This window comes from Halioglobus sp. D3-4 (assembly GCF_055809315.1).
Map to the genome: position 1 here is coordinate 3,396,224 of NZ_CM147907.1, position 24,316 is coordinate 3,420,539.

Below are 24,316 nucleotides of genomic sequence, written 5' to 3' on the forward strand. Positions count from 1 at the left end.
CCTGTCAATAGTCTAGAGTAAAATATAACTCTGTTGCAGAGTACTCTATATTAGAGTAATGTCAACGTACACAACCTGATAACGTAAAAGTGGAGATATGCTTATGCCGTCATTATCACAATGGGCTAAAGCCATGGCGTTACAAGATAGGGCGTTCTACGAAGCGATGGGCAAACGGGTTGCTCAGTTTCGTAAGGCTCAAAATATGACCCAGCAGCAGCTGGCGGATGCGCTGGACATTTCCCAGAAGACAATCGCGCACTACGAAGGCGGCAAGTTACGTATCGCCGTGGCTTTGCTGCCACAGCTGGCGACATTGTTAGCCGTATCTATCGAAGAGATTATCGGAGAACCCGCCAAAGCAGCTAAGGGAAAGCGCGGCCCAACACCTCGCCTGCAACGGCAAGTTGAACTTATAGGAAAGCTGCCACGCACCAAACAGAAATTCGTGATGGAAATGCTCGATGCCGTTATTCAGCAGCAAGCTTCTTAAGCTAACTACCAATAATGATGTGGGGAAATTCTATTGGGCATAGAACGACAACAATTTGATGGCTATTATTTAATCCCAAACGATTTAGATACAGGATCGATAATGGTTTTGGAGGGGCCATGGAAAGCCCAATATGAAGATGCCGTCAATAAAAGCAACGTTACAGGACTTCGCTTGAGCGCTTCAAATGGATGGCGCGAGACAAACATTGATTTCATCCATAATCTGTCAGCGATCCATGACCTAGAAATTTACAACTGGGATGTTATCGATATTTCACCAATTGAGTCGCTGCCTCAATTGGTGAAGATTAGTCTAGAGTGCAATTATCGTAAGTCGATTGATTTTACAAAATTTAAAGACCTTCAATATTGCTTTCTCCGATGGAAACCAAAGTCGGATAGCATTTTTTCCTCACCTTCATTGAAAACGCTTAATATTGTTAATTACCCCTATGAAGATTTGCAGCCCCTTCAAGCACTCCACCAACTCACTGAGCTAAAATTAACTTCAAATAAATTGAAAAGCCTGACAGGAATATCCTGCCTGAAAACACTGCTTTCAATTGACCTGTTCCGCTGCTCGAAACTTGAGTCTCTCGAAGATATTCAAAACGCCGACCAACTAACTACCCTAGAGCTTGAGTCCTGTAAAAATCTTGGCAACTTGAACCCACTAAGTGCATTAACAAAACTAACCAGGGTTTCACTAAATAACTGTGGAAAACTTCAATCTCTACAGCCGCTAAAATCCTGCGAGAAATTGTCAGATTTATTTTTTATAGAAGATACAAATATAGAAGATGGTGATACGGGGATATTTACCGACCTCCCCGCATTGAGAACAATGTGGTTTGCGAACAGAAAACATTACTCACATAACCGTGAAACAGTACAAGAGATAATTGAATCCCGATAAGCTTCAAAACAGAGTGCTCCAACTATTATTCCGTCGGCGCACTCCATTCGGCATCAAAACCCTGTTTTATTAGCTGAAGCACATCGTCGTCATTTGCTCCTTCGTAAGACTTGGCAATATGTTTTGCCAAATCTACCAACATCACTCCCCAAGCTGCAGGATTCTCCCAAACATCCGTTGCAATCGATACGTGCTGTTGGCCAGCAGCTGCCCAAACCCTTGCAAGCTCAATTGAATTACTGTCAGTCTGCGCTAACTCGGGTACAGGTAGTGGCCGTGCCATAATGCTAATCCAGTAAGTGTTTACGTTTCGGACCGATGGGGTCAACTTTATTGGCAACGTCAGGAGAATTTCGTGCCTGTACGCCACCAGTTATATCCTGGATGCGGCGATGCTCGGCTATTTCCCTAGATGTTTTTCCACCTGCTACTTCAGTTCTAGTAACGGCACTTCCAGGATCAAGCTTGCCAGCTCTTTCATGCTGCCTAAGCCGCTTATCGATATTGCCCGACTGGCCCACATAAGGTTTACCAGTAACCTTATCTGTAAATTCATAAATCCCTTTGTTCGGTACACTCTTTGCAACATCAGAGCACCCTGATGTTTACACCACACTAACCCGCCGATTTCCTCACTGCATTCAATACGTTAAATAACTCGCACACCAGGTACCCACTCATTCTAGCAACTCAAGCGCCTAGAAGCACTTTTTCTGTTAAACCGCATTTACACATAGTGCCCATTATGCGGCGCAGGCACACAGCCCAGAGGGCTGCGCATAATGCGCCATTATGTTCACCCGCAGGGCTTGATGCGGTTGCGTTATCCGGCGAGTACTTCCAGACCCTGACGGTCCACCAGGTTAAGCAGCTTCAACGACGGACCGTTGGGCTTCTTCGCACCACTCTCCCATTTTTGCACCGTCGAGACACTGGTATTCAGGTAGATCGCAAACACACCCTGACTCGCCTTTGATCGCTTCCGCAGCCGCTTGATCTGCACCGAGCTATACACCTTCACTGGCGGCAGACACAGCGCGTCAAACTCCTTCAGTGTAATTTCATCCATAACACCGGCATCATGCAGATCCCGGGCACTCTCATGCACCACGTCCAGGATTGATTTCTTCATCACCATTCACCTCAATCAATGCACCATTACCAATGGCCTGCTCCAACTGGCGGTCCGTGTACCCCAGCAGTGCCTTCGCCAATTTTTTCAAGCCATCCAATTCATCAGATTTGATATTGGCCCGTGTATTCTTCGCAAAGCCGTAAACGAAGAAGGCTTTGTCACCGGCCTTATACGCTAACAGTGTACGTACACCACCGCTCTTACCTCGACCTTCAGTCGCCACACGCTTTTTGAACACATGGCCACCCAGATCCGCATCCACCAGGCCACGCGCCATTTCCTCCACAGCCGTCGTCAACGCACCGTCGCTGATACCTTCCTTAGCCGCCCATTTACTGAACGCCTTGTTTTTCAATATCCGCATAGTGCGTCCTGATTGCTGAAGCACACTATAGCACTTGGTGCTATAGTGTGCCAATGCCATTGACCCTCACCCTATCGAGCCTGACGGTGAACATAATGGAGGGTTATGCGCAGTCCTGCGGACTGTCCGCCGGCGCCGCATAACCACCATTATGTGTAAATAGGGTGAGGCCCTAAGGTTACGACTCGTCGAGCACGTCCGGCTGGCGCGTTCTCTCCATCTTGGCCGGATGGGTCGCGGTGTGGATGTCTTTCAGCTTACGGATCGAGACCTGGGTATAGATCTGGGTCGTCTCCAGGCTCACATGCCCCAGCATCGCCTGGATGAAGCGCACGTCCGCACCATTTTCCAGCATCAGGGTCGCCATGGTATGGCGGAACAGGTGGCAGCTGCCCCGCTTGCCGATGTCCGCCGCATCGATGTAATCACGCACCATCTGCGTCAGCCGGTTCGGGGTAAACGCCTCACCCAAGTGCGTCAGGAACACATGCCCCTCATCGGCCGCCATGACCAGGCCGGGCCGCACTTCGTGCCGGTACTTCTCGATCCACGCCAGCGCCCGCGCCCCGATCGGGATCATCCGGTCCTTCCTGCCCTTGCCCTGGCGGACCATCACCGTGCCCCGATCCCCATCTAGGTCATACAGCTTCAGGTTAATCAGCTCCATCCGGCGCATGCCCGTGCTGTACAGCGTTTCCAGAACCGCCCGGTCCCGGAGTCCCGTTGCGGTTTTCAGATCCGGCTGCCGCAGGATCGTCTCCGACTCGGCCACCGTCAGGATATGCTTGGGCAACCGTCGCTCCAGGCGCGGCATCTCAATGTCACTGGCCGGGTTGTACAAGATATGGCTCTGCCGCGCCAGCCACTTGAACCAGGCCCGAATCGGCACCACCCGCACGTGCTGGCTGCGGGTACTGAGCGGCTCGCCATCGCGTTCCTTGCGATACAGAAACAGGTAACGCTGGTAGCGCTCGATGATCGGCTTGGTGATCTCCTGGGGTTTACTGAGACCCCGCTCATCGCACCATTGGATAAAGTACCGCAGGTACACCTCACGGTTCTCTATTGTCTTTGGGGAGTAGTTCTTTTCCGCCTGCCAGCGCAGGAACCGCCGCATGTGATTATAGAGACTCTCTGGGTCGTCCGGGTTGCCAATCGGCGGGCGCGGGGTTTTCTGGCCCTTGCGGGGCATGTTGTTTAAGCCTCAAGGCCAGCGGCTAAGGGCACAGTACGATGCGATGCAGCCCCGCTTTTTTGGGGCGGATACGTGCTGTTTGGGTGGTTTTCATTCTCAGAGTTCTTAGTCCCAAGCGTGGCGCGACTTTCAGCGATCCGACCACCACCCGACACCCCACCGACCGGGGGCCGACCTGGCCCCGACTTGTCACCGTTTAGCCCCGACCGCTTTGCATCACACCGTAATGTTTGGGGGTCAATCAGCCCCATCAGGAACGACTCACCCGATTCCCCATTGCCGTCATACAGCAGCTCATACACAAACGACTGGCCCCGGCCACCGCGATGGACCAACAGATATTCCATCTCCTCCAGACGATGCAAGTGCACCTTGAGCTGGGTATTGCCCCAGCCACTCATCTCCCGCACGTCACGGCGACTGAAGCGGTAATCCGCCGGGTCCATCTGTTGCGCCTGGGCCTGCTGACTCACCCAGCGCCAGAGCAGGCCCAGCAGCTTGCGGCTTTGCGGGGGCAACTCATCCAAGGTTCGACCCAGCACATCATTGGCCAGCCGGTTGGCTGTTTCAATATCCTCCAGCGTCACCTCGATGTAACGCAGCGACTTCCCCTGATGCACTGCGCTCTTGATCGGCCGCTGGTACTGGTGCAGCAGCGTGATCGACCGGATCAGCGTCAGGTATTTCATGTGGTCCCGCCGCATCCGGGTCTTGTCGTCCAGGAAGGTCAGATCCTGGGCGAACGGGTTGGCCACCAGCAGGGGTCGCAACAGCCGTTGAGCGTTGCGGTGCAGTTGGACAATATCCCGCTTGTCTTCTTCGGCCAGCAGACCTTCCAGGGTTTGCCGGGCGCGCTGCATCGCGTGGATCGCCGCCGTCTGCGCCCGGGTCTCGTTCACCGTGAGCACAATGCAGCGGTTCAACAACTCCTCGTCGATATCAATGGCCGTGGTGGTCAGGAACAGCATCACCGGGCCTTCCACTTTGTACTCCTGGGTCATCAGATTCCCGGTGCTCGGATCTTTACCCGTGCTGGCAATGGTCACTTCGCCCTCGCTTTGGAGCAGCTTCAACGCGTAGCTGGCACTCTGGGCGCCTTCCTCTTCACTGATCGCCAGGATCTTGTGTTTGAGGTTGGTTTCCCCCATGTAAAACAGGCTCTGGCCAGTCATCGCCGAGTACTGCACCCGCTCTTCCTCCGGCATCAGCGACAGCACTGCGTCCATCAGCGCGCTCTTGCCCGCTGCGCTGCTCGACTGGATGATCACCGCCAGCGGTCTGTCCAACTTCCGACTCACGCCGGCCAGATACCCCACCAGCGTGTTGGTTTCTTCACCGACCACGCCGGCGCGAGTAAAGTCATTCAGGATGCGGTTAAGGAGATGAGGGTCTTTGAGTAATGCCAGGGCTGCCTGCTGGTCAGCGTCACTGAGCACCACCGCCTTATCCTGCGGAGCCAGTGCCGCCTGGATCTGTTTTTCCTGCAGGGCTTCCAGTTTCAGCAGCACCTTGCCCAGATCCTTTTTGAGCACGTCATCTTTCAGGCCCAGCTCGATGCCTGCTTGTTTGATATAACTGCCCCGGTGCCGGGCACTGTAAAGATCCAGCGTATCCACATAGAAGCGTTCGCCCTGGCTCACCAGCACGTTCACCTTTAGCTGCTCGTAGCTCAGGTTCTTATCCAGACCCCGGATGCGATAACGCCGATCTCCCAGCGTAATAACGGTTTCCTGAGAGGAGACCGTGATATCCACTTCAACGACCGGTTTCGGCACCGGCGAGGCTTCAGTGGCTTCAGGTAAATCAGCCGATACAGGCGCTTCCAACGCATCAGGCGCTATGTCCTCAGCTGCATCTCCTAAGTCATCCAACGGCGATGCGGTTGCACCGGTCTCTATCACTGCCGCTGCGCCTTGACCCAGCCACTGGGCCTTGCGAATCACCAGGCCCAGGCTCTTTTGGGGTGGCGTCACCTGCTGGGCGTAGTCGTTCACGTCCATGCCCTTGGGTAACTGTATCCGGAAGCAATCAATCCCCTCGGCGATCAGGGTGTTCGCCACATCCTCGGCCGCCTGATCGCCCGCAGCGTCCCGGTCATAGGCAATCAGCACCCGCTCGATGCCGTGAACCTTGAAGGCAGCTAAGTGAGAAGCGGTAAAACCCGAGGTCCCGTAGCTGGCCGTCACGTTCCTGAACCCGTGGACCCAGAAGGTCATCGCATCGATCAGCGCTTCACACAGGATGATTTCCTTCGAAGCCACCAGGGCCTGGCTATTCCACACACCTTCATGGGGACCCGGTAAATACAAGTGCTGGGCCGTGCCTTTTCTCAAACGGTTGCCGAGGATTTTACGGCCATACACTTCGCCAATGACACCGTGCTCATCCATCACCGGCACCACCAGGGAGCCGTTAAAGTGCTCATGACCTGATTCGCGCAAAATACCGATGGCCTGCAACTTGCCCCGCAGCTCCGCCCCGGCCTTGCGGTTTTTTTCCGGCAGCCGGTATCCCAGGGTTCGGTTGGCAAAGCCCAACTGGAAGGTGTCGATTAGCTCGGCGTTATCCAGCCCTCGCGAGCAAAGGTATTCCTGCGCCTCCGGGGATTGCTTCAAGGTCTCATGGTAGTAATCAATGACCTGGCGCAGAGCCGTCTGGTGATCGGCATTAGCGGCTAAGGGTAGAGTGAGTTTAGTCGTGGTGTTTTTAGTGGGCGCTTTGTTGGGGACATCAGCAATCAGGCCCAGATCCTTTTGCAGGATCTCGCAGGCGAAGCGGAACGATACACCTTGAGTCTGCATGACCCAGTCGATGACCGAGCCGCCTTTTTGGCAGGCACCCATGCAGTGCCAGAGATTAGTTTTAGGGGTGATCACCAGGCTTGGCGTCTCATCGGCATGGAACGGGCAGCTAAGCACGTAATCCTTGCCATGCTTTTTAACGGCATGCCCCTGAGACTCCACCAGGCGCAGCAGGGAGACCTCACTTTTGAGTCGATTCACTACATCATCTGGTAATCGCGCCATTTGCCGTTTCCCTCAAAACCCTGTCAATAGTCTAGAGTAAAATATAACTCTGTTGCAGAGTACTCTATATTAGAGTAATGTCAACGTACACAACCTGATAACGTAAAAGTGGAGATATGCTTATGCCGTCATTATCACAATGGGCTAAAGCCATGGCGTTACAAGATAGGGCGTTCTACGAAGCGATGGGCAAACGGGTTGCTCAGTTTCGTAAGGCTCAAAATATGACCCAGCAGCAGCTGGCGGATGCGCTGGACATTTCCCAGAAGACAATCGCGCACTACGAAGGCGGCAAGTTACGTATCGCCGTGGCTTTGCTGCCACAGCTGGCGACATTGTTAGCCGTATCTATCGGATAACGTAAATTATATTTCGCACATTTTTTGAAGGGGGTGGCCCCGGTTTGTTAAAACTGTAATCGCCAAACCACAGTAACGAACCCAATGAGGACCACCCAAATGAACGATAGCACAAAGTCATTGAGCAAAGTGATACGCATCGACGAGAGCGAGATCCGTGGGCACCTGGATGAGATGGTCCGGGGCACCGTAGAGGAGACCCTGAACGCCATGCTGGATGCAGAGGCAGACGAGATGTGCAACGCCCAACGCTACGAGCACTCACCGGATCGTATTGATACGCGCGCAGGTAGCTACAAACGCAAACTGCATACCAAGGCCGGGGAGGTCGAGGTTAAGATGCCCAAGCTGCGGAAGCAGACCTTCGAGACGGCCATTATCGAGCGCTACCGACGCCGGGATATTTCTATTGAGGAAGCTATCGTCCAGATGTACCTCGCGGGCGTCTCCGTCCGTCGAGTCGAGGATGTCACCGAAGCCCTGTGGGGCACCAGGGTCTCCTCCGGCACGGTTTCCAACCTCAACAAGAAGGTCTACAAGCATATCGAGCGCTGGCGCACCCAGGAGATCGAAGGCAAGTTCGCCTACGTCTACCTGGACGGCATTGTGCTCAAGCGCAGCTGGGGCGGCGAGATCAAGAACGTCTCCGTCCTGGCGGCCATCGGGGTCGATAGTGACGGCTATCGGCGCATTCTGGGCGTTTCAGAGGGACACAAGGAAGACAAAGCAGGCTGGCTGGGCTTCCTTAAGGAGCTTAAACAACGTGGCCTTACTGGCGTCCGGCTGATGATTTCCGATGCCTGTCTGGGGTTGGTCGAGTCGATTTCCGAGGTGTTCCCGGACGTGGATTGGCAGCGCTGCGCGGTCCACTTCTATCGCAACGTGTTCTCCCATGTGCCCCGTGGCAAGATACGAGAGGTGGCAGCTATGCTAAAAGCGATTCACGCTCAGGAGAGTCGAGATGCAGCGGAGAGCAAGGCCAAAGATGTCGTCATCAAGCTGCAGGGCATGAAGTTGAAAGCGGCTGCTGAGTTGGTCGAGAAATCGATCCATGAAACCTTCGCCTACTTTGCCTATCCACCTCAACACTGGCTGAAGCTCAAAACCAACAATCCCATGGAGCGGCTACTCAAGGAAGCGAGGCGGAGAACCAAAGTTGTCGGTGCCTTCCCTGATGGGAACTCTGCTCTGATGCTTGTGGCAGCCAGGTTGCGGCACGTCTCCAGCACTACGTGGGGAACCCGCAAGTACATGAATATGCAACTTCTCAACGAGATGGATCAGGAGGCCATCTATTCGGTAGCATGACCAGGGACCGGGAAGCCCCCGAGAAAAAAGTGCGAAAAAATATTTACACTACCCTCGAAACTTGAGTCTCTCGAAGATATTCAAAACGCCGACCAACTAACTACCCTAGAGCTTGAGTCCTGTAAAAATCTTGGCAACTTGAACCCACTAAGTGCATTAACAAAACTAACCAGGGTTTCACTAAATAACTGTGGAAAACTTCAATCTCTACAGCCGCTAAAATCCTGCGAGAAATTGTCAGATTTATTTTTTATAGAAGATACAAATATAGAAGATGGTGATACGGGGATATTTACCGACCTCCCCGCATTGAGAACAATGTGGTTTGCGAACAGAAAACATTACTCACATAACCGTGAAACAGTACAAGAGATAATTGAATCCCGATAAGCTTCAAAACAGAGTGCTCCAACTATTATTCCGTCGGCGCACTCCATTCGGCATCAAAACCCTGTTTTATTAGCTGAAGCACATCGTCGTCATTTGCTCCTTCGTAAGACTTGGCAATATGTTTTGCCAAATCTACCAACATCACTCCCCAAGCTGCAGGATTCTCCCAAACATCCGTTGCAATCGATACGTGCTGTTGGCCAGCAGCTGCCCAAACCCTTGCAAGCTCAATTGAATTACTGTCAGTCTGCGCTAACTCGGGTACAGGTAGTGGCCGTGCCATAATGCTAATCCAGTAAGTGTTTACGTTTCGGACCGATGGGGTCAACTTTATTGGCAACGTCAGGAGAATTTCGTGCCTGTACGCCACCAGTTATATCCTGGATGCGGCGATGCTCGGCTATTTCCCTAGATGTTTTTCCACCTGCTACTTCAGTTCTAGTAACGGCACTTCCAGGATCAAGCTTGCCAGCTCTTTCATGCTGCCTAAGCCGCTTATCGATATTGCCCGACTGGCCCACATAAGGTTTACCAGTAACCTTATCTGTAAATTCATAAATCCCTTTGTTCGGTACACTCTTTGCAACATCCTCAGCCGATCTAACCGCCGACTTGACCTGACTACTTGCCCTAGCAACGTCCCTAACTTTATCAGCCGCCTTAACGGCCTTTAAAGCTTGACCTGCGCCAGGAATAGGCACCACGACACCCACTGCGCTAAACGCGACATCCACTGCAGCAGATTGAATCGCTGCAGCATCTCCAGAGTAGATAGCGGAAACCAGCACGACGGTATCTGCTGCTAAAAACACTATGTCAATTACGCTCTCGCCATCCGGATCGGTATATCGATAGGGGTTATTGTTAGCATAGGCATACCGGTTGAAGGTAAATATGTTGTCCTCGTCGAATCCAATCGGATCAGGACTAAGGAATTGCCCTAACTCAGGTTCGTACCATCTCGCACCGAGATACAGCAAACCGACCGGAGTCTCTTCCAGCTTCCCAGTAAACCATTGCTTCTCATCGGCCAAAGATTCGACTTGTGTGCAAGGGGGAAGCGTACAATCCGTCTCTCTGCTTTCATAAAGTAATCGAGACCCGTAGGGTGAATACTCCTCTCTCCATTTCACGGCTCCAACTTCGTTGGTAGCGACAATGGGCGAGCCTAAAGCATCGTTGTGGTAATAAGTTATCTCTTCCGTTGCCGCGTGGGCAAAGCCAGCACCAAGCCATAGCAAGACAGGTATCAACAATGCACTCATCTTTATCCATGGACGATTCATGAACTCACCTCTGTGCTTTCACATTTAGCGCTACAAACAACCCTTTTCAGGGAAGAGTGACTGCAACATGGAAAGTTGCCAGTTGTCGAATAGACTTCAGGGTAGTATCGATCACTAGCTGCAGTTATGCGAGAATACATAGACTAGCACCCCACCGGTTGACATACATCGCCGGTCCCATCTTCATCAGTATCCGCCTGGTCAGGATTTGCAATGTCGGGGCAGTTGTCTGCCTCATCTCCGATACCATCACCATCGGTATCAACGAATGTTGTTACGGCGGACGCTATCTGCTGGGTGCCAAGGTAAAAGTACTCGTTCCCATAGAGCACACCTGAAGATTCATATTCTCCCAGCAATACCCCGGCCTTTGAGTACACGTACTCTGACTCCCGGTCTCCGTCTGATACGTTAATCTTTTTGACACGCATGTTATTGCCATCGTACTCCGAATAGAACTCCCCAGAGCGCAACGGGACTGTGGTACCAAAATCGTCCTTGGCTGTGCGGACCGTGTACCTCAAATTACCTGCGTCATCAAACATGTAGTCTCTCGCGGTAAGATAGGCTGTGTATACGCCCAGAATCGGGTCGTAATCAGCGTCAAGACTGGAGCTGATGTTGCCATATTCATCGTATCCGAAGAGGCGCTCCTTGCCTCCTGTTCCCGAGTTATTCTGCAATCTATTGAGTCTAAGGTTGTTGGGGAAATAATACTGATCCGCGGCGAATACCTGCGACGGATCACTCTTTCGCGTGAACGTGTTTAATAAGTCATATTCATACACGGATGTCCCCCAACCACCGGAGACGGTCTTCAATCGGTTGATGCCGTCATAGGTCATATTTCGAGTCTTGGCCGGCACGTCCAGGTCCGCGATCTGGTCGATATTGCCATTGTCATCGTAGCCGTAGTCGAGATCCACCAAAGTACCGACTTTGATAGTGTCGATCCACTTGCGAGTGGTCCGGGTATACGTGGTTGCCAAACCGTTGGCATAAACCATGCTTTCCAGTGTGCCATCGGGATAGTAGGTCACGTCGGTCAGATACGGAGTTGCTTGGGTAGGACGACCCAGCGCATCGGGTGCGTAGTTTATCGATCGGCCGGAAGGGTAGGTAATGGTTGAGACGTTATCCAAAACATCAATACCGTAGACGACCGGATAATTAGTAGTGCCTATTTGAATATCTTCGCCGTTCAGGTTCCCGTTTTCATCATATCCATACGTAACAGTTGAGAAGCTGTTACTCACTATCTCCAAATTGCCGTCTGCATCATAAGAATAATCTACGTCGATTGAATCATCGATGTAGTCAATATCATCTATTCGATTCATCGCATCATAGTTATAATAAGTTGTATTACTGGTGCCCACCGTCTTGGAGGTCATATTTCCCAATAGATCACGACCGTACACGGTTGTTCCAATATCATGAGGACTGGCGATACTTTGCAAATAGAAATTTGTGTTGTAGTCGTAGTCCTGAACAAATCCTGAGTATCCAGTCGCTCCCCTAAAGTCCCAGCCATACTGGCCAACACTCAAGGTTCGCCCCATTGCATCTCGTGTAATCTGGGTTAGGATATCGCCGTTTAGAGAATAAGCCGTGTACAGGTATTTTTCGCCTGATGCGCCAAAGAACTGATAGTAGTAGTCCGAATTTTGGCCTTTTTCATCGAAATGAGTTTCATTGGAGTAGCCGAAATAGTAATCGATACGCTTGAAAGTGCCGTCTTGGTTAGTGATTTTTTTCAACAACCCGAGCTCATTATATTCGTAGTTGACTCCCACTGATGTCGACTCTGAGTCGGACTCAAAGGTCTTTCGACCCAATGGATCGTATTCATAAACCCTGGCGTAAGTGGAGCCGGTCTGTATATCTGTGCGGGTTACTTTGACATCGCGCCCAAAGCCGTCCCAATCAACTCTTTCCTCGTAGCTGCCCCTAGTCAAGCGCTTGAACGTATCCCCCCAAACTATTGATACATCAGTCCCGCGTGGATAATCAATACCAGTAAGACGGTTCAGGCCATCGTAGAAGAATAAGGTAGTATAACCACGTCCCGATGTCTCCGATCTGACAGGGCCGCTATTCTTGACTAGGCGGCTTAGAGAGGTCGTGTCGGGGTATACCACCGATCTCGGGATACCCCGGTAATAACTGCTATATACCGTGTCATTGTTACGAGCATCTGTGACTACATTCACGTCACCAGTGCTGGTGTACGTGTACTGTGTGACTACACCATTAACATCCTCTGACTTTAGTCGTCGGTTGTTAGGCCAGTACTCTCTAGTTGCGGTGTTGATTACCGGACCAACCGCTCCTTCAGTAACCGTTTCACTCACAGGTAAGCCAATAAACCATTTGGAAGTATCGTTCAAATAAGTCAGCGTGGTCACACGGTTGTCGTTGGGGCCATACTTTGCGTACTCCGTGATAATCCGGGGATTACCAAAATCATCATGATTGGCGTATTGCGTAGTTCGTGCATCAGGTGAATACTGACCTGCCAACCCTTCTCCGCGCTCCCAAACAACTTCAAAGGTTATATCTCTCGTATAGGTATTTGCATCGTTAAGTTGTGGACGAATGGAGTTTTTCACCTGTTGATTAGAAACTATGCGGGTATTCCAACTGCCATATGTGCTGCGAATCACCTCTTGCGCCGAATTAAGGTACTGATGCTCCAAATTCGTCCCAATCAAGAAAAGTAATCCGTAGCCCGATGTTAATGTCCAGTACCCCACATGGTACGCACGCTCCTTCCCATCGGGTGTCGTGATTTCAGTGACATCAAGTTTGGTGCTGCTTGGCAGTCCCGCAATGCCGGGGCTATACAATAGTGCTGCCAATGTCGCGCCGCCCGGGCTAAATTCGTAGGTCCATGTACCTTCTTCAGATGCCGAAGTCGTCTGCGTCTGTGTCTTGGATTGGATTGCACTGATTTTGAGAGTAGGCTCGGGCAGGTAGGGGTACACCCATTGATATGTATAGTTCACCTTCCCTTCAGAAGGGTAGGTAACTTCCGTCACGCGGTTGTAGGCGGGCAGACCTGCGGTGGCCCCATACTCGTACTCCCAATCGGAACCATCAGGCCTAACAACACGTTTGAGGTTGAAATGATTATCAGAGTTCCAACCAGGTCCTGCTAGGTCATCATGCAGATCATCGTACTCATATCGCCATGTCTGGCCGTATGCTGAAATCGTATCTAGACGCGCACTAGCACTCGCCGGCCCAGCATTCGCCCCCGCGCCATCGACATAGCCCAAAGACACTTGACGATTATCCCTAGTATCTAGACTCACCGGAACTTTCAACCCAGTAGAAATAGTCAAGTAATCTATATCGATGTAGTTGCCATCCGCATCTTCAATGCGATTGGTGAGCCATGTGGAAGCAGCCAACGGCGGATTTTGGCCATCGTCAATTCCGTACAGTGTCATAGGCTCTGTCATCGAGTACTCCACCCCGTTCGGGGAGGTCACGATGAGGCCGAGTTCTGGCTGATTTTCGTCAACGCACTCCGCCTTCCAGTTTGTTTTCGTAAGGTAGGTACCGACCTGAAACGAGCTTTGGTACAGGACCTCGCGTGCACCGTTGGGCATTTCTATTGAAGGGTTGAAAGTAGTATCGCCCACACCCCAGTTTAAGATATCCCCACACAACTCTCCGGCGTAGCCACTGGGTATGGTGATACGCCCGAAATGCATCGTCCAACCATAACCAAAGGCACTGCCGTACGTCGGATCTTCCTGCGGCACGTTGTATACGCGCGTTATATTAATGTCCATCCCGCCATTACCTGGAACAGTAAGGTCCAAATACTGTAATTGGATATTGCCGCTGAACAGGTCGATGTTTTCAGTGGCATCCTGCCCCCGCGAAATTGGAGTGGGATTGAGGCCCGGCTCAGCGTAATAATCCCGCTGTTCGTCCGCCGACCACGCTAAACTAGCGGCAAAAACAAAGCCTGCAGACAACCAAAACTTGGGTCTATTCATCTAAATGACTTCCCTATCTAGAACGGCCAGGTTCACCGGGGACTATATCAACCGGTGCCGAATTAATAGCTTTTGGCATACTCATTGCACTGGGATGACCTCGCCCATCTTCACCCTCGTTGGGTGACGATTGGAGTGAGTCGTCTGCTGCTGGATCTGAGCGTCTTTCTATCTGGGAGAATCCGGACAACTCTGGTGTCTGGGGGCCATCGGGTTTCTTCTTCTCAGTTCGCTCATAGGGAAACTGCTGCTGAGAATAACTAGGGTGCGCTGTAAGTAGCATCGAAAAAACGAGAAACCCCATCAACGGGAGTCCACGGTGAAAACTACGTTGCACTAGTCTATATCTGCTAATGCGAGACAGATAGTCAGGAAAAATTTTAGACAGTATTCGGCGCAGTTGACGAGGGATAAAATTCCAAGCGGGGTGTAACTTCACACAACACTCCTTGTTTGGCGAAAAATTTTATAATAATTTATAGCAGATAGCCTAGAGATGTCAAGCTAGGCTAGAGCTGAATATCCGAATACAGTGGCGGCATATGACCCACCACACTTACTGATTTGACCTGCAGGCACAAAGAGATAGCATGGCTGGTTTTACGGCTTTGATCGTCCGCTGCAAAACCAAAGGGGGCGGCTCATCTGCCTGGCGAGGCAGATCTACACGCCCCTCTTTTGGGCGTGAGCGATCGTGGACTTTAGGCAGCTGCCTTTGAACCACGTTCTAGATAACGGCCCGCGACCAGTCCTATCAAGCCGACAACCAAGAACGTCGCCGAGACAATCATTAGCAGCTCAAACCTGGGCACGCGGAACCACTCTAAGATAAGTTTGACCCCCTCGTGGCACACTAGGAACAATAAGGCAATTTGCCCATCAAAAGAACGCCGTCGATCAAACCACAGCAGGAATATGGTAATCACTGCAGACATCCCCATAAAATAGAAATGCAAGGGCATAACCGGTAAACTCCGAATGGCATCACTGGAAATCAGGCCCGCCTGCACCTGTTGTTGCCAGACAGCACTACCTCGCGCATAGCTTATACACAAGCTGTTTTCGCAGATTCCTCCGACACAGCAACCAATCAGAACACACTGGATTCTATATAGCGCCATACCCAGCGCTACCCCAATGGCAAGTACGTCCAAATACCTTCGCAGCGAGAGGCCGGGAATTATTAGGCGCTTTAACAATGGCCCGCATAAAACTATCGCAATCAACGCTCCAGGATAACGCCAGCCCGTCCGCAATTCGTAAAAATATTTTCCGAAAAGTGACCAGTCTCGTTCATACAGCGATAGCAGCTTTGCGCCGATCACTGCAACTAAGCCTATAGCCAATTGAAGCATCAGCAGGCGCCAGCGCGGCGACTCTTTCCCTAAGTAGTACATTACGAAAGCTGTGGAGACAAGCGCGACGATTACTAGTATCGCGACTGAAGGGTCTAGACCAAGAAATTCATGTGGATGCATGTCTAATACCGTCTGTCATCACTTTGGCGTGCCAAGAAAAGTAAAGTGTACTCGGGAAGGCGCAGCAGAGAAAAGCACTTGATCAAAATACGCGCCCATAACTGTGGATATACTCCTGAAACAACACCCGGTCCGCAGCGCCTCCCAGACCAAATTGTTCATATGAATAATTATGATTGCCATACAGGTCCCTCGGCCGGTGCCGCAGGTAGGTGACCATGGCCTGTTCTGCCAACTCAGCTAATTCAAAACCAAAATGATGGTAAATTTTTCTTACCACTGAGACAGGGTCTTCACAGATTGCTCCGAATCCAACGTCGAAGAACTGACCTCTATCAAGCTGTCGCCGCTGCTCCATCCCTCGATGAACAAGTCGTGACATGTGCTTTACTTCATACCTAGCCACTGTAGTCGGTGAAACATCATCGCTAAAGCCGCGTTGCAATGTTGTGACAAGACTGGAGAATGACGCCGTAGCATCCAAAGGATCTCGATGAGTCCAAACGATCAGTGCATCAGGGTATTGAGCCAACAGGTTGTCCAAGTACGCTATATGCGATGGAGTTTTCAGTACCCAGCGTTCAGCCGAGAAATCGATCTGTAGATGCTGAAGGAACTGTTGATGCCATTGGTAGGTAGGGGCCATATCCTGTGACAGCATCCAGTCACGATACTCCGGAATATTGTACATGTACCCATATTGCTCGCTCATAAAGTGCGACGAGAACATGTATACACACTCCTGCGGTAGCCGAGCTCCGATCGAGTGAATCGCCCGAAAACCTGGGGACAGCTTTTCCGAGAATCCTAGTTGTAAATCTACTCCCCGAATCCGCTTATCGTGAAGATAGTTGTCTTGCTGCGGTGGAGGTGTTGGTTTAGCAACTTCCCAGCTTGACGGCGATCGCATAGCCGGGTCCTGAGCAATGAGTTCATAAAGAATGGAAGTGCCGCTTCGAGGCAGACCAAGTATAAAAAGAGGCTGGCTTATCTTTTGTTCACTGACCTCGGGCCTTTCTTTCCGATATTGAACAAGTTTCAGGCGAACGCACAGGTAGTCGAGAATGTTTAAATGGGCGACGATCCTACCGACCTGGGACAGTTTCGCCTGACCATTGAGTGCCTTGAGCAGCTGCGTCAGTCCCAACTCGAATGAGGTATCCCCAAAATCGTCGAGACTGGTCTTAGATATTGCAGCTTGTACCAGCGATTCTGGCTCTAGGGCTGGCACCACATATCCCCGCTTCTGAAATTGACGCCCAGCCAGATTCGTCAATCTGACCACGAATGGTTGTCTGGTTGTCACGGTCGCCACCTCGAACCCAGGCAGTGGGTTGCGGATGAGACAGATAACGCATCTGCCTTTTTAACTAACTTGGGAATTTTTAGCATCGGTTCGGATAGGCCGTTATTTTGTCTTAGAGTGCTTGCACTCTACTACAATCAACCTGAAAATTGCTCGCTCAGTGGTCCGTATGCCGGAGCTGCCTTGATCACAGTATCGCTGACATTACCCGGAAAATAAAAGAATGTGCAGAACCTTTTGGAGCTAGAGCAAAAAAAGGGATTGCATCATAGCAAAGAGCAAATCGAAAGTTGATCGAATTCTGAGCAACATGATCCTACCTGGGTATGGATCGAGACTAAACTTAAGCCCGAGGACAGGATGCACGCTGACATGCATGCTCCGAAACGCACAAAAAGAGGCGAGTAACCCCTCCCCTTCCCCTCACCCACACTCCGATTGCCGATGTCCGCGCCGAACAAGCGCAGTACGACTTTAATCTAGCAGTACCTTGGGTGGCTACTGATGAAGGAGATGCAGACTCAGTCCAGGAGATAGTCAGCAGATCCCAAGCAGTCTATGGCACACCTATAGCAGAGGTTGAATCACTCATCCACCAATTTTACCAAGACCAGCAATCTAGCTGAAAAGCGCCATTGAGTAGAACCAATGATTCCGTTGCAATCTCCAAGTCAGGCAGCTCTGCCTCCAAGACTGACCCTCTCGCCTCCCAACCGGAATCTCGAGTAAAGTGTGTAGCGCTATATTATGATCGGCACTGGGCAGCATGCAACGGGCCAAGTCGTCAAAATTGTCATGGTACATTTAATTCCCGAATATCTAAACTTTCTCGATTTTCATCTGAGCCACGGAATAAGGTTATTCCTACAGAGCAAGATCCGTCTGCTAGGGAAAACATGTTCGCGAATACCTCAGGAAATTTGAAGCAGAAGTACAGAAACGGATCACAGAGGGAACCTACTGATTTTCCGCAATTCAATTTGCTGCCCGCCTAAAGCAGAATAGCTCATTTACAAGAACAGGCGGACTGGAATTGAAAATAGAACTGGCCTCGCGACCTACCCATTTTGTGATAGTTTGAACAGGCATATGCCAGATTCAATCAAATCCAGTCGACTACTGGAAAATGGATGGGGGAATTATACAATCTCATAAACGAAAGGAGTCCAGCATGCTCGTACTCACACGCAAAAAGAATGAAGGAATTATCGCGGGTAGTGACGTTCGAATAACAGTCCTACGCATAAATAGTGGTCAAGTAAAAATTGGGATTGAAGCCCCTGATTATGTACCCATAATACGCGAAGAAATCCAAAATAAGTCTACACAAACCAATAACGAGCCGGACACATAAAGCCGCTAGTTCTATATCTCGATCATGGACTAGCAACAGCGGCTCAACTTGGACCAAAGGGTGCTATAACTGCCAGTCGTGAAGCAACTGCTCACGTTAGACGGGGGCGCTTCCCATGCCAAACGATTGAAATTGAGCGAAGGCTCTTACAGACCCCAATCAATTTCCCCAATAACATCATCATGGACACACCTGGCGATAAACATGCCGTGGATCTCCGCTTGGGGGTAAGCCATGGACAGCACTTTGCGCATCCCCATATAGCTCGACCCAGTAGTAATCACATCGTCAAAAACAATGACGAGTCGTGGGTTAGAAGTGAGCTGGGATCTATTAACTTGGTAGTTGGCAGCATGTTCCTCCGGAGTCAGTCGTCGAGCATCGGTTTTGTGGGCCGCATCGCGGTCATTGATCTGATCAACGGCAGCTTGTGCATTGTAGCCTTGCACAAACCCTTCCGAGGACGCCATGATGCGTGACTCTCCATCTGTAAAGTTGATCTGATCTTTATCCCGTGGTCCAGGCTCGGGCGGCTTGGGCTCTCGTCCCCGGGCTTTCTTGCCAGTCTCGACTTCTTTGTCTCGACGCTGTTTGAGCGTTGCCTCGTACTCCGCCTGTTCGGCCTCAAAGCGTTCTTGTGCGCGCCGTTCAATCTCGTCTTTGGCTTTCTTGATGGCTGCCAGCCGATCCTCCCGGCGCGCCAGTTCATCCGGTATGTCTATCTCCGGGTCATCTTCGCTATCAGCTTGTTCAGCACGCCTGAGCAGTTCCTGTACCTCGCGACGAAGCTGCTCTTCCAGTTTATTCGCATAACCCCAACTCATTGCCTTGTGCTTACTGGCATTGGCTTTGATCTTGGTGCCGTCCAGACTGACCTTCCCCAACTTGAAGACGCCCATCACCCTGGCAACCACCAGCATCTGTACAAACAGACCTTCCAGTTCAGGCAGAAATCGCTTGCGGAAGGTGGCAATCGTGTCATGGTCAGGGTGCGTATCTCCTGTGATAAAACGAAAGGCAACCGAGTCGTGGGTCGCTTGCTCCAACTTGCGACTGGAGAATATCCCGGTCGCATAACCGTAGAACAACAACGCCAATAACACCGCAGGGAGATAAGGTTGTTTTCCACCGCCTCCATAGCGGGTTACCAATTCACTCAAGTCGAGTTGATCGACAATGTCGACCACGAAGCGGGCCAGGTGTTTCTCTGGAAGCCAGTCTTGCAGTGATGGCGGCAGCAGGTATGCGGTATCTCGATTGATCGGCTGGAACTTGCCTGACATGGTGGTTTCGACCCCTTCTTGGTACGATGGGCTTATTCTATATTAATGCTGTCGCTAAATCCGACAGGCTCCTAGCACAGCGATAACGTGACTGACGAGAAGATAATAGGGTCGCCATGAAAACCTCACTTCAAGTCGCCTTCGGTATTCTGATTGCCAGCTTGATCGTGTTTGGTATTCGTGTCGCCTATATCGACTACGTTACAAAAACTGCTATCACGACCATGAACGAATTCACTGAAGAGTTACTAGCGAAGAATCAGGCGCGACAGGATTCGGTCAAGGCGCAATCAGAACAGCGGCAGATTGAAAGACAAAGCCTCGCAGTAGAGGAAAGGCAACAAGTGGATATTGAACAAGCACTGCGACAAGCCTTTGCCAATCAGTATATACCACCGGAGGGTTGCAACATTTATCGCTCCGATCATCATATGGCTGAATGCACCAATCACAAAATGCGTGCAAAGCGAGATTTTTACAGTAACCACGGTCAGCCATCTGTTATGAAACTTCCAGACACAGAGGCATCCATCCAGTTTGCCGAGGACGCTGGTTCAGGCGATTGATCGACCGCTATCGTGGAATGGGCACCAAAACCCTGTTCTCGGTAAGAAAATCTGTCAAAGAAACCCAGAATTTCACTATGTCAAATGAATACAAATGCCTATAGACTGGCTTTGACCCTAGGATGAACAGGGTTAAAACTCGTCTCAATTCATGACAAAAGGAAGTTTCTATGAAAAGAGTTATCGCTGTAATTTTTGCATCATTCTTGGCAGTCTCGTTCGTCCAGGCTCACTCTGGTGGCACGGATGCGGATGGATGTCACGCTGGCACCAAGCCGTATCACTGCCACTGAGTTTCCCCGACAGTAGAACACCGAATAGGAGCCGAAAGAAAACCAAGGGCCTGAGCAAACCTGTAGTTTGCCAGGGTCTTTGCCGGTCTCTCAATATCCCACCCTCCTGTGCGCGCGTTAGCGCACAACGATGTACAAATTCATTTTCTCCGCAGCAGTGCTTCAATCTCTCACAACACCCGCCCATTACTGGGAGGGTTCAAACATCAAAACGATTCGTTTTTTGTACGAAAAATGCCCATGCACCTCTCAATCCTTCTTATCAATGCATCACGAAACTGCGCGTTCATAGATAGCTTTGCTTCTAGCTTCGAGATTGATGAGGGATCAACTGCCAACTCTGTTGCTAGCTGAGCTTGAGAAATGCCTCGGTTTTTGCGCCATGTGATTATTTTTTGTTCAAAAGTCAGGGCGCTCGACCAAGGACTGTAACCCAGGAACTTGATGATACCTGGCATGTACTTGAGAGCGGGCTCCATGCTGTATTTTTCCCAGTTTAAGATGGAATCGATGGTACATCCGACCATCTCTGCCGCGTCACGCTGCAGCAACCCACGGTCCAATCTGACTGCCTTCACATGATTTCCGATGGTCTCAAAAGAGGTCGGATATCCATAAGGCCTTGATTTTTCTACCTTTAATCTAAACTGGCAAAAAGGCAACGCAACTATGCCCCTGCGGCTATTTTGGCGACCCGGCGCGAGCCTGCCGCTGCACACCCGACCAGATACAGCGCTATCGCGCGCGCGTATCTGGCCCACTGCTGGATCGCATTGACCTGCATGCGCAGGTTAACCGGCTACCACCGGGTGATTTACTGAACCCACTTCATGCCGGCGAGGACTCCGCCGCCGTCAGCGCCAGGGTCCACAGCAGTCGCGCACGTCAGATACAACGCCAGGGCATCCCCAATGCACAGCTCTCTCCACAAGAGTTAGCGAGTACTTGCACACTGGGTAGCCCAGAGAAGGCATCACTTGAAACTGCTGCGGAGAAAATGCGCCTGTCTGGCAGAGGCCTGCACCGCACACTGCGTGTGGCGCGCACGATTGCAGATTTGCAGAGCAGTGATGAGATTGGCATGACACACCTCAGCGAAGCGCTGGGCTATCGCGGATCATAAAACACGCCAACCTGACACAATTAGAACCGAGCGCGTTGTTGCCGATTGGGCTGACATTGCGTGGTCAGTCATACGGGCACCGCGTTAGCTTGGGATCGAGGCAAATCTCGGTGCGTGGCAGTTGCCCGGGTAAGGCCCTACCACCAGGGCAGCGCAATCTCGTAGGTCAGGTGTCCGTGGCGGATACCGCAGCACCCCGACCGATTATCCCGGCAGAGATTCAGTTAAATGGATCTGTCCCAGTTCTTATTATTTCATTGAATAGATCTGCTCCGGTTATTCAACCTCGGCCGTGTTGTTTCCACCGTCGTGCTCCCGCCCATTTCTATTGCCGAGCTCACCAAATTTTCCTGGCTCGGAAAGCTCTGCCCATATAGCCCAGCGAATGAAAATAACGCGGTGCAGGCTCTCGATAGAACCCTGGCTCACCCTGAGAGAAACGGACCGAACGCCCCGTCTTGCCACACCTGGCACCGCAAGGCCGTAGCGTGCACCTATCCGAGATCACATATTTGGTATACTAAAGCCCCCTCCTTATATCTAGCAACTGGAACCACCATGGCAGCCTTAACCTTCAATGAAAATAGTCGCGTCCCGAGCATATCGCTCTGGTGGCTTTACTGCCTGGTGTTGCTGGCGCTGGGCAGTTGCTCCAGTGGCGAGAACGATGCGGCCACTGAAATGGCCCCTGCCTCTGAAGCTCCGGCACCAGCCCATGTAGAACCCGAAAGCGAGCAATCCTATTTCCAAGAGGCGGGCATTCCTCCCCCCTATGAGGAGGAGGCATTACGATCAATTTCCGAACTTAATATCAGGGATGCTTCCATACAGCACCTGATTCGACAAATCGGCTACCCATGGGCATTCGAATTTATTAGCGAGACTGAGATTCTTCTAACGCAGAACAGCGGTGAGCTGTCCAGGGTCAACCTCGAAACCGGAACATTTCAGTCCATAAAGGGAATGCCGGAAATTGCCACCGGTTTCGACCAGATGGGTCTTATGGATATCGAACTTCACCCTGATTTTGATCAAAATAACCGGGTGTACATTTCCTATGCGAAACAACACCCCGACTCCGCCAAGTATACCCAGACTGAAGTAGCTACGGGTGTGCTCAATGGAACGACGCTCGAAAATGTCACGCCCCTGCTCAACTATGACAATTACAGTTGGGCTGTTTCGAACTTCGGCGGGGCCCTGGAGTTTGATGATGAGAAGCATTTGTACGTCTCCATTGGCGATCGTGGCAACGAAAGTGAAGAACCCAGGCAAGGCAGCAGCCTGGAAGGAAAAATACTCCGAATCACTGATGACGGGGGCGTTCCGGCAGACAACCCCTTTATCGATCGTGAAGGTTGGGACCCGCGTATCTTTGCCGCAGGCACCCGCAATGCGCAAGGCCTGCACTATGATTCAAAACGAGGGATTCTACTGGAGGTGGAACACGGACCACTCGGCGGAGACGAGCTCAATCTCATCGTACCTGGCGGTGACTACGGATGGCCGACTGTCAGCTATGGTGCATATTACGCATCGGCGGCACCCTTTGGAAAAGGGACTCATGGCGATGGCATCGAACAGCCACTGTATTATTTTCTTCCCTCAATTGCTGCCTCGAAGGTATTGGTTTACCGCGGATCCATGTTTCCAGAATGGGACGGCCACGTATTTGTCACTGCGCTGAAGGGTGAGCATGTAGCCAAATTGGACCTCGATGGAACAGTAGTGCGCTCTGCCTATCCCATATTGCAAGGAGTCGGTGGACGAATTCGTGATATCAAAGAGGGGCCGGACGGGGCCATATACATTCTATCGCAAACGACAGGTTTACATCGACTTTACCGCAAAGAAGTACCCGCCGAAGTGCGTCCGCGGCTCGCACTGGAAACCGAGGTGAAAGAATCTATGGAACGTAAGCCGCAATCCAATAAGCCGTTCAACATCCGCAGTGAGTCCGAATGGACAACCGAACATCCGCTGAAGACATACTATGACCTAGCCTGCTCAGGGTGTCACGACCCTGACGCCACCGATGCACCCTCACTGGGCGATTACGCCGCCTGGGAGGTCATTATGAACAAACCGCCAAGCGTGGTGAGAGAGCATGTGATCTACGGCTACAATGGTATGCCTCCGCGTGGCTTTTGTAGTTCCTGTAGTGACGTCGGTCTGTCCCAGATTGTCGAATATATGATGGAGGAGGCGACAAAGAATAAACCTTGATTCAATACTATTTGCGCCGCAGTTGGGCCAGCCAGTGTTGGACACCGCGTGTTAGCTCCGACAACGATCACTATACCAGGAAAAGCTCAGGTTGCTGGAAAGCGTCCGGTACACACATCTCGAGCACCTCGCCCTCCGTCCCAGATAGTGTCGGCTCAAGTTTACCTGGGCATTTAATATGGATGAACTAAGCGCACCCC

At 51.2% G+C, this 24,316-nt stretch carries 21 protein-coding genes and 2 pseudogenes; 10 read left to right on the forward strand and 13 right to left on the reverse strand.

The features are described 5' to 3' along the window. Positions 1 to 103: 103 nt before the first annotated feature. Positions 104 to 493 (forward strand): helix-turn-helix domain-containing protein, encoded by a 390-nt coding sequence (locus AC0L6S_RS14750; protein ID WP_473424832.1) that lies wholly within the window; start codon positions 104 to 106, stop codon positions 491 to 493. Positions 494 to 526: 33 nt separating this feature from the next. Beyond that, positions 527 to 1,411, forward strand: a complete 885-nt coding sequence (locus AC0L6S_RS14755) for a leucine-rich repeat domain-containing protein (RefSeq protein ID WP_473424833.1) — start codon at positions 527 to 529, stop codon at positions 1,409 to 1,411. Positions 1,412 to 1,436: 25 nt separating this feature from the next. On the opposite strand, the gene AC0L6S_RS14760 is transcribed toward AC0L6S_RS14755, so the two are convergent. The 6 genes from AC0L6S_RS14760 to AC0L6S_RS14785 form a co-directional block, all read right to left on the reverse strand. Further along, the gene (locus tag AC0L6S_RS14760) at positions 1,437 to 1,694 is read right to left on the reverse strand and encodes a DUF5076 domain-containing protein (protein WP_473424834.1); all 258 of its coding nucleotides are present in this window, start codon (positions 1,692 to 1,694) and stop codon (positions 1,437 to 1,439) included. Positions 1,695 to 1,698: 4 nt separating this feature from the next. Next, positions 1,699 to 1,971, reverse strand: coding sequence for a hypothetical protein (locus AC0L6S_RS14765; RefSeq protein WP_473428606.1), 273 nt, complete (start codon positions 1,969 to 1,971; stop codon positions 1,699 to 1,701). A 263-nt stretch (positions 1,972 to 2,234) separates the two neighbouring features. Next, on the reverse strand, positions 2,235 to 2,543 hold the full coding sequence (locus AC0L6S_RS14770; protein WP_473424826.1) for a helix-turn-helix domain-containing protein: 309 nt from the start codon (positions 2,541 to 2,543) through the stop codon (positions 2,235 to 2,237). Next, complete coding sequence (locus AC0L6S_RS14775; RefSeq protein ID WP_473424828.1) at positions 2,512 to 2,910, reverse strand: type II toxin-antitoxin system RelE/ParE family toxin; 399 nt, start codon at positions 2,908 to 2,910, stop codon at positions 2,512 to 2,514. Before AC0L6S_RS14775 ends, AC0L6S_RS14770 begins: the two co-directional genes overlap by 32 nt. 178 nt (positions 2,911 to 3,088) lie before the next feature. Further along, complete coding sequence (gene xerC, locus AC0L6S_RS14780; protein WP_473424829.1) at positions 3,089 to 4,102, reverse strand: site-specific tyrosine recombinase XerC; 1,014 nt, start codon at positions 4,100 to 4,102, stop codon at positions 3,089 to 3,091. Between the two features lie 5 nt (positions 4,103 to 4,107). Beyond that, complete coding sequence (locus AC0L6S_RS14785; RefSeq protein ID WP_473424830.1) at positions 4,108 to 7,131, reverse strand: CHC2 zinc finger domain-containing protein; 3,024 nt, start codon at positions 7,129 to 7,131, stop codon at positions 4,108 to 4,110. Between the two features lie 122 nt (positions 7,132 to 7,253). On the opposite strand from AC0L6S_RS14785, the gene AC0L6S_RS14790 reads away from it, so the two are divergent. After that, positions 7,254 to 7,490, forward strand: coding sequence for a helix-turn-helix domain-containing protein (locus tag AC0L6S_RS14790; protein WP_473424836.1), 237 nt, complete (start codon positions 7,254 to 7,256; stop codon positions 7,488 to 7,490). Positions 7,491 to 7,589: 99 nt separating this feature from the next. Continuing rightward, positions 7,590 to 8,798: an IS256 family transposase gene (locus tag AC0L6S_RS14795; protein WP_473424440.1), complete on the forward strand. Its 1,209-nt coding sequence runs from the start codon at positions 7,590 to 7,592 to the stop codon at positions 8,796 to 8,798. A gap of 415 nt (positions 8,799 to 9,213) precedes the next feature. On the opposite strand, the gene AC0L6S_RS14800 is transcribed toward AC0L6S_RS14795, so the two are convergent. The 5 genes from AC0L6S_RS14800 to AC0L6S_RS14820 form a co-directional block, all read right to left on the reverse strand. Then, the gene (locus AC0L6S_RS14800; RefSeq protein ID WP_473424834.1) at positions 9,214 to 9,471 is read right to left on the reverse strand and encodes a DUF5076 domain-containing protein; all 258 of its coding nucleotides are present in this window, start codon (positions 9,469 to 9,471) and stop codon (positions 9,214 to 9,216) included. A 4-nt stretch (positions 9,472 to 9,475) separates the two neighbouring features. Then, positions 9,476 to 10,474, reverse strand: coding sequence for an RHS repeat-associated core domain-containing protein (locus tag AC0L6S_RS14805; RefSeq protein ID WP_473424837.1), 999 nt, complete (start codon positions 10,472 to 10,474; stop codon positions 9,476 to 9,478). A 143-nt stretch (positions 10,475 to 10,617) separates the two neighbouring features. Further along, the gene (locus tag AC0L6S_RS14810) at positions 10,618 to 14,487 is read right to left on the reverse strand and encodes a thrombospondin type 3 repeat-containing protein (RefSeq protein ID WP_473424840.1); all 3,870 of its coding nucleotides are present in this window, start codon (positions 14,485 to 14,487) and stop codon (positions 10,618 to 10,620) included. A gap of 701 nt (positions 14,488 to 15,188) precedes the next feature. Beyond that, positions 15,189 to 15,965, reverse strand: a complete 777-nt coding sequence (locus tag AC0L6S_RS14815) for a prolipoprotein diacylglyceryl transferase family protein (RefSeq protein WP_473424843.1) — start codon at positions 15,963 to 15,965, stop codon at positions 15,189 to 15,191. 82 nt (positions 15,966 to 16,047) lie between these two features. Then, positions 16,048 to 17,271, reverse strand: coding sequence for a sulfotransferase family protein (locus AC0L6S_RS14820; protein WP_473424846.1), 1,224 nt, complete (start codon positions 17,269 to 17,271; stop codon positions 16,048 to 16,050). Between the two features lie 1,171 nt (positions 17,272 to 18,442). On the opposite strand from AC0L6S_RS14820, the gene csrA reads away from it, so the two are divergent. Next, positions 18,443 to 18,625, forward strand: coding sequence for a carbon storage regulator CsrA (csrA, locus tag AC0L6S_RS14825; RefSeq protein WP_473424848.1), 183 nt, complete (start codon positions 18,443 to 18,445; stop codon positions 18,623 to 18,625). A 416-nt stretch (positions 18,626 to 19,041) separates the two neighbouring features. On the opposite strand, the pseudogene AC0L6S_RS14830 reads toward csrA, so the two are convergent. After that, positions 19,042 to 19,908 (reverse strand): annotated as a pseudogene (locus AC0L6S_RS14830) (transposase); the annotation flags it as partial. A gap of 116 nt (positions 19,909 to 20,024) precedes the next feature. On the opposite strand from AC0L6S_RS14830, the gene AC0L6S_RS14835 reads away from it, so the two are divergent. Both AC0L6S_RS14835 and AC0L6S_RS14840 read left to right on the forward strand, forming a co-directional pair. Then, the gene (locus tag AC0L6S_RS14835) at positions 20,025 to 20,474 is read left to right on the forward strand and encodes a hypothetical protein (protein ID WP_473424850.1); all 450 of its coding nucleotides are present in this window, start codon (positions 20,025 to 20,027) and stop codon (positions 20,472 to 20,474) included. A gap of 170 nt (positions 20,475 to 20,644) precedes the next feature. Next, positions 20,645 to 20,767: a YHYH domain-containing protein gene (locus tag AC0L6S_RS14840; RefSeq protein ID WP_473424853.1), complete on the forward strand. Its 123-nt coding sequence runs from the start codon at positions 20,645 to 20,647 to the stop codon at positions 20,765 to 20,767. A 206-nt stretch (positions 20,768 to 20,973) separates the two neighbouring features. Here the strand turns inward: AC0L6S_RS14840 and AC0L6S_RS14845 are convergent, their stop codons facing one another. Then, a complete protein-coding gene (locus AC0L6S_RS14845) occupies positions 20,974 to 21,345 on the reverse strand; it encodes a helix-turn-helix domain-containing protein (RefSeq protein WP_473424857.1) in 372 nt (123 codons plus the stop codon). A gap of 92 nt (positions 21,346 to 21,437) precedes the next feature. On the opposite strand from AC0L6S_RS14845, the pseudogene AC0L6S_RS14850 reads away from it, so the two are divergent. From AC0L6S_RS14850 to AC0L6S_RS14860, 3 genes and pseudogenes are all read left to right on the forward strand, one after another. Next, a pseudogene (locus tag AC0L6S_RS14850) lies at positions 21,438 to 21,563 on the forward strand (ATP-binding protein); the annotation flags it as partial. Beyond that, the gene (locus AC0L6S_RS14855; protein ID WP_473428607.1) at positions 21,546 to 21,890 is read left to right on the forward strand and encodes a magnesium chelatase subunit ChlI family protein; all 345 of its coding nucleotides are present in this window, start codon (positions 21,546 to 21,548) and stop codon (positions 21,888 to 21,890) included. The pseudogene AC0L6S_RS14850 and the gene AC0L6S_RS14855, both read left to right, overlap by 18 nt. A gap of 558 nt (positions 21,891 to 22,448) precedes the next feature. Further along, a complete protein-coding gene (locus AC0L6S_RS14860) occupies positions 22,449 to 24,116 on the forward strand; it encodes a PQQ-dependent sugar dehydrogenase (RefSeq protein ID WP_473424860.1) in 1,668 nt (555 codons plus the stop codon). Positions 24,117 to 24,316: the final 200 nt, after the last annotated feature.

Excerpts from the sequence above, each read along its gene's own strand:
- AC0L6S_RS14835 (WP_473424850.1), top strand. The coding sequence starts at position 20,025 with ATGAAAACCTCACTTCAAGTCGCCTTCGGTATTCTGATTGCCAGCTTG.
- AC0L6S_RS14815 (WP_473424843.1), bottom strand. The coding sequence starts at position 15,965 with ATGCATCCACATGAATTTCTTGGTCTAGACCCTTCAGTCGCGATACTA.
- AC0L6S_RS14785 (WP_473424830.1), bottom strand. The coding sequence starts at position 7,131 with ATGGCGCGATTACCAGATGATGTAGTGAATCGACTCAAAAGTGAGGTC.
- AC0L6S_RS14795 (WP_473424440.1), top strand. The coding sequence starts at position 7,590 with ATGAACGATAGCACAAAGTCATTGAGCAAAGTGATACGCATCGACGAG.
- xerC (WP_473424829.1), bottom strand. The coding sequence starts at position 4,102 with ATGCCCCGCAAGGGCCAGAAAACCCCGCGCCCGCCGATTGGCAACCCG.
- AC0L6S_RS14810 (WP_473424840.1), bottom strand. The coding sequence starts at position 14,487 with ATGAATAGACCCAAGTTTTGGTTGTCTGCAGGCTTTGTTTTTGCCGCT.
- AC0L6S_RS14760 (WP_473424834.1), bottom strand. The coding sequence starts at position 1,694 with ATGGCACGGCCACTACCTGTACCCGAGTTAGCGCAGACTGACAGTAAT.
- AC0L6S_RS14805 (WP_473424837.1), bottom strand. The coding sequence starts at position 10,474 with ATGAATCGTCCATGGATAAAGATGAGTGCATTGTTGATACCTGTCTTG.
- AC0L6S_RS14770 (WP_473424826.1), bottom strand. The coding sequence starts at position 2,543 with ATGAAGAAATCAATCCTGGACGTGGTGCATGAGAGTGCCCGGGATCTG.
- AC0L6S_RS14860 (WP_473424860.1), top strand. The coding sequence starts at position 22,449 with ATGGCAGCCTTAACCTTCAATGAAAATAGTCGCGTCCCGAGCATATCG.
- AC0L6S_RS14750 (WP_473424832.1), top strand. The coding sequence starts at position 104 with ATGCCGTCATTATCACAATGGGCTAAAGCCATGGCGTTACAAGATAGG.
- AC0L6S_RS14800 (WP_473424834.1), bottom strand. The coding sequence starts at position 9,471 with ATGGCACGGCCACTACCTGTACCCGAGTTAGCGCAGACTGACAGTAAT.
- AC0L6S_RS14790 (WP_473424836.1), top strand. The coding sequence starts at position 7,254 with ATGCCGTCATTATCACAATGGGCTAAAGCCATGGCGTTACAAGATAGG.
- AC0L6S_RS14840 (WP_473424853.1), top strand. The coding sequence starts at position 20,645 with ATGAAAAGAGTTATCGCTGTAATTTTTGCATCATTCTTGGCAGTCTCG.
- csrA (WP_473424848.1), top strand. The coding sequence starts at position 18,443 with ATGCTCGTACTCACACGCAAAAAGAATGAAGGAATTATCGCGGGTAGT.
- AC0L6S_RS14775 (WP_473424828.1), bottom strand. The coding sequence starts at position 2,910 with ATGCGGATATTGAAAAACAAGGCGTTCAGTAAATGGGCGGCTAAGGAA.